4 protein-coding genes and 1 pseudogene are annotated in these 4,842 nt (G+C 70.7%); all 5 read left to right on the forward strand.

The genetic code is table 11. The features are described from left to right. Positions 1 to 144 precede the first annotated feature (144 nt). A complete protein-coding gene (gene ureA, locus D7V97_RS40080) occupies positions 145 to 939 on the forward strand; it encodes an urease subunit gamma (RefSeq protein WP_120615836.1) in 795 nt (264 codons plus the stop codon). After that, entirely contained in the window at positions 936 to 2,651 is a 1,716-nt protein-coding gene (gene ureC, locus D7V97_RS40085; RefSeq protein ID WP_120615837.1) for an urease subunit alpha, read from the forward strand. The genes ureA and ureC overlap by 4 nt, the downstream gene beginning before the upstream one ends. A 20-nt stretch (positions 2,652 to 2,671) precedes the next feature. After that, entirely contained in the window at positions 2,672 to 3,334 is a 663-nt protein-coding gene (locus tag D7V97_RS40090) for an urease accessory protein UreF (protein ID WP_120615838.1), read from the forward strand. Between the two features lie 21 nt (positions 3,335 to 3,355). Next, positions 3,356 to 4,072 carry an urease accessory protein UreG gene (gene ureG, locus D7V97_RS40095; RefSeq protein WP_120615839.1) on the forward strand — a complete coding sequence of 239 codons (717 nt, stop codon included), beginning with the start codon at positions 3,356 to 3,358 and terminating at the stop codon, positions 4,070 to 4,072. Positions 4,073 to 4,146: 74 nt separating this feature from the next. After that, positions 4,147 to 4,842 (forward strand): annotated as a pseudogene (locus D7V97_RS40100) (sensor histidine kinase); the annotation flags it as partial.

Genomic DNA, 4,842 nt, shown 5'->3' on the forward strand with positions numbered 1-4,842 from the left:
GGGGAGGGGAGCGCGGAAGACGGAGGGGACTGGAAGACACCGGCCCGCTGCCCATCCTGGCCCACCCTGACGCGTCGCGCTAGGGTCGGGCCCTGTTGCCGCACCGATGCACCGCACCCGGTGGAAGTGAAGGGAGTTGGGCTCATGCACCTGTCCCCCCGAGACGTGGACAAGCTGCTGCTGCACCAGGCGGGCGTCGTCGCCCAGAAGCGCCTGGCGCGAGGCTTGCGGCTCAACTACCCGGAGGCGGTGGCCCTTATCGCCACCCAGTTGCTGGAGTTCATCCGTGACGGCCGGAGCGTGGCGGAGTTGATGGACCTGGGCCGCCGGTTCCTCGGGCGCGCGCAGGTGATGGACGGCGTGCCGGAGATGCTGGCGGAGGTGCAGGTGGAGGGCACCTTCCCGGACGGCAGCAAGCTCGTCACCGTGCACCACCCGGTGGTGGCGGAGCACGGGGACCTGACGCTCGCGCTCTACGGCAGCTTCCTACCGGTGCCGTCCCTGGACCGCTTCACCGTGCCGCCCGCGTCGCCGGAAGGCCCGCCCGGGCAGGTGCAGGCGGAGCCCGGGACGCTGGAGCTCAACGCGGGCCGCAAGGCCATTTCCCTGCGCGTCACGCACCGGGGCGACCGGCCCGTCCAGGTGGGCAGCCACTACCCGTTCGCGGAAACGAACCGCGCGCTGGTGTTCGACCGGGGCCGCGCCTACGGCCACCGGCTGGACATCCCCGCGGGCACGGCGGTGCGCTTCGAGCCGGGCGAGGTGAAGACCGTGTCGCTGGTCCCCATCGCGGGCGAGCAGGTGGTGCGCGGCGGCAACGCGCTGGGCAGCGGCAAGGTGTCCGATGAAGGCCGCGAGCGATTGCTCCAGGCCGTGCGCGCGCAGGGCTTCGGTCACGAGGACGAGCACCCGAACGACAAGCCGGAGGAGCGCTCATGAGCCGCGGAATGGATCGCCGCCACTACGCGGACATGTTCGGCCCCACCACGGGGGACCGGGTGCGGCTGGGAGACACCGGCCTCTGGGCCCAGGTGGAGCGCGACGCCACCGTCTACGGCGACGAGTGCAAGTTCGGCGGCGGCAAGGTGCTGCGCGAAGGCATGGGCCAGCGCGCGGGCGCGGGCGACGCGGATGCGCTCGACTGCGTCATCACCAACGCGCTCATCCTGGACTGGACGGGCATCTACAAGGCGGACGTGGGGCTCAAGGCGGGGCGCATCTCCGCCATCGGCAAGGCGGGCAACCCGGACGTCATGGCGGGCGTCACGCCGGGCATGGTGGTGGGCGTCACCACGGAGGTCATTGCGGGCGAGGGGCTCATCCTCACCGCGGGCGGCCTGGACACGCACATCCATTTCATCTGCCCACAGCAGGCGGACGAGGCCATCGCCAGCGGCATCACCACCTGGGTGGGCGGCGGCACGGGCCCCGCCACCGGCACCAACGCCACCACCTGCACGCCGGGCGCGTGGAACCTCCAGCGGATGCTGGAGGCCACGGACACGCTGCCCCTCAACATCGGCCTCACCGGCAAGGGCAACACGTCGCTGCCGGATGGCCTGTTGGATCAGGTGCGCGCGGGCGCCATCGGACTCAAGCTGCACGAGGACTGGGGCACCACGCCCGCCGCCATCGACACCTGCCTCACGCTGGCGGACGGCGAGGACGTGCAGGTCACCATCCACACCGACACGCTCAACGAGTCCGGCTACGTGGATGACTCGCTGGCCGCGTTCAAGGGCCGCACCATCCACACGTACCACTCGGAGGGCGCGGGTGGCGGCCACGCCCCGGACATCATCCGCGTGTGCGGCGCGCCCAACGTGCTGCCCAGCTCCACCAACCCCACGCGGCCGTACACGGTGAACACGCTGGATGAGCACCTGGACATGCTCATGGTGTGTCACCACCTGGACCGCGAGATTCCGGAGGACGTGGCCTTCGCGGAGAGCCGCATCCGGGGAGAGACCATCGCCGCGGAGGACATCCTCCACGACCTGGGCGCCATCAGCATGATGGCCTCCGACAGCCAGGCCATGGGACGCGTGGGCGAGGTCATCACCCGCACATGGCAGACGGCGCACAAGATGCGCGAGCAGCGCGGTCGCCTGTCCGGCGAGACGGGCGACAACGACAACCTCCGCATCCGCCGCTACGTGGCGAAGTACACCATCAACCCCGCCATCGCCCACGGGCTGTCGCACGAGGTGGGCTCGGTGGAGGTGGGGAAGCTCGCGGACCTGGTGCTGTGGAAGCCCGCCTTCTTCGGCGCTCGGCCGGAGCTGGTGCTCAAGGGCGGCTTCATCGCGTGGGCGCAGATGGGGGACGCGAACGCGTCCATCCCCACGCCGCAGCCGTACCTGATGCGCCCCATGTTCGGCGCGCACGGCCGGGCCCGGGGCTCCACCAGCATTGCGTTCGTGTCCGGGCGCGCGCTGGCGGAGGGCACCGTGCAGGGGCTGGGGCTCACCAAGCGGCTGTCCGCGGTGGTGGGCTGCCGCAAGCTGGGCAAGAAGGACATGCGGCTCAACGACGCGCTGCCCGTCATCACGGTGGATCCGGAGACGTACGAGGTGCGCGCGGACGGGGAGCTGTTGCGCTGCGAGCCCGCCACCTGGCTGCCATTGGCCCAGCGCTACTCGCTGTTCTGAAGTTCTGGAGAAGCACTGCGATGGGCTCCGGCTGGAGGGTGTTGCAGTTGGCGGACTCGGGGTTTCCCACCGGCGGCTTCGCGCACTCCGGGGGACTGGAGGCCGCGGTGCAGCAGGGCGAGGTGCGCGGCGGGGCCGACGTGCGGCGCTTCGTGGAGGCGCTCCTGTGGCAGGCAGGGCTGGGTGGATTGCCGCTGGTGAATGACGCGTGGAAGGCACCGGGCACGTTGCCAGCGCTGGACGCGCGCGCGGACGTGTTCCTGTCCAACCACGTCGCCCACCGCGCGAGCCGCACGCAGGGCCGGGCCTTCCTGGACACCTGCGCGCGCATCTTCCCGGAGGCGGTGGGGCCGGTGCGCGACAGGGCCCGCGCGGCCGGGGTGAAGTTCCACCACGCGCCCGTGTTCGGCGCGGTGCTGTGCGCGCTGGAGGTGGACCTGGAGGACGCGCAGCGGCTCTTCCTGTCGCTCACGCTCCGGGGCGCGCTGTCCGCGGGCGTGCGCATGGGTGTCATTGGCACGCACGAATCGCATCAGCTCCAGCACGCGGCCACGCCGCTCCTGGACACGGTGCTCGGACGCTGCAAGGCATTGGGCGTGGAGGACCTGGCGCAGCCCGCGCCGCTGTGGGACCTGCTGGGCGCCACGCACGACCGGCTGTATTCGAGGCTGTTCCTGTCCTGAAAGAGACGAAGGGGAAGCGACATGCACGACGACGACCACCGCGGCCATGGGCAGGACGGGCACGACCACACGCACGAGGAGCTGGACCACCCCGGCCACTTCGACGCGCGCGACAAGCCGCACCGGCGCGATTACGCGCAGCGCGCCTTCACGATTGGCATTGGCGGCCCGGTGGGCAGCGGCAAGACGGCGCTGGTGCTGGCGCTGTGCAAGAAGCTGCGTGACCAGTACCGGCTGGGCGTGGTGACCAACGATATCTTCACGAAAGAGGACGCGGAGTTCCTCGTGCGCAACCAGGCCCTGCCCCCCGAGCGCATCCGCGCGGTGGAGACCGGGGGCTGCCCGCACGCCGCCATCCGCGAGGACATCAGCCACAACCTGCTCGCCCTGGAGCAGCTCATGGAGGAGCTGCACCCGGAGCTGCTCATCGTCGAGAGCGGCGGCGACAACCTCGCGGCCCAGTACAGCCGGGAGCTCGCCGACTACACCGTCTACGTCATCGACGTGGCGGGCGGGGACAAGGTGCCGCGCAAGGGCGGACCGGGCATCACCCAGTCGGACCTTTTGATCATCAACAAGACAGACCTCGCACCGCACGTGGGGGCGGACCTGGGGGTGATGGAGCGCGACGCCCGGAGGATGCGCGGCGAGGGGCCCTTCGTCTTCACCCAGGTCACACGGGATGTGGGGGTGGACACGGTGGTGGGCCACCTGCTCGAGGCGTGGCGCCGACGATAGGCACCTGACGAACGGGCTGTTCAGGAGGCAGCTTGGCCCCGACACCCGGGGCCGGTTGTGCGAGGGTGCCGGCCGTGGAAATCCTGGAGCGGGCACGCGTTGAATGGTTCGCGGTAGCGGTCGGCATCGTGGTGGGCACCACGATGGTGTTCGTCCCCTATGAGTTCGGGGCCGCGCTGTTCCAATACATCTACCCGCACATCCGCCTGCTGGGCAGCGTGTTCCTGGTGGGCGCGGCGATGGTGCTGCTCGGGCTCATGTACCCGACCTGGCCCGCCTTCGTGGGGCGCGTGGGGCGTGCGTTCCTGCTGGCGGCGTTCGCGGTCTACTGGTGGGCGGTCAGCGTCCTGCCCGTCAGCCCCACGGGCACCATCCTCTACCTGTTCCTGATGGGCCTGCTCGTCATGGAGCGGCGCTCCCTGCGCCGGGGACAGGGCCTGCTGCTGGTGTTCATCTCCAGCGTGACGGTGTGCTTCGGGGGGCTGATGGCCTGGGCGCCCCAGGACTTCCAGCGCTTCGCCATGGCGGCGCTGGGGCCCTACGTGCGCCTCGTGGGCATCCTGTTCTTCATGACGGGGGCGCTGCTCGTCATGGGGCTGTGGCGCAAGCATCCGCTCCCCTGCCGCCTGGCGCTGGGCGTCCAGGGCCTCCTGTTCCTGAACATGGCGGTCGCGGTGGCGTCGCGGGGCGCGTGGGCGGGGATGGGCGTGTACTCCGTGCTGTCCCTGGGGTGCGCGCTGCTCGTGACAGTGCACCGGTGGCCGACGCTC

The sequence above is a fragment of the Corallococcus sp. CA053C genome (assembly GCF_003611675.1).
Lineage (GTDB): Bacteria > Myxococcota > Myxococcia > Myxococcales > Myxococcaceae > Corallococcus.

Excerpts from the sequence above, each read along its gene's own strand:
- D7V97_RS40090 (WP_120615838.1), top strand. The coding sequence starts at position 2,672 with ATGGGCTCCGGCTGGAGGGTGTTGCAGTTGGCGGACTCGGGGTTTCCC.
- ureG (WP_120615839.1), top strand. The coding sequence starts at position 3,356 with ATGCACGACGACGACCACCGCGGCCATGGGCAGGACGGGCACGACCAC.
- ureC (WP_120615837.1), top strand. The coding sequence starts at position 936 with ATGAGCCGCGGAATGGATCGCCGCCACTACGCGGACATGTTCGGCCCC.
- ureA (WP_120615836.1), top strand. The coding sequence starts at position 145 with ATGCACCTGTCCCCCCGAGACGTGGACAAGCTGCTGCTGCACCAGGCG.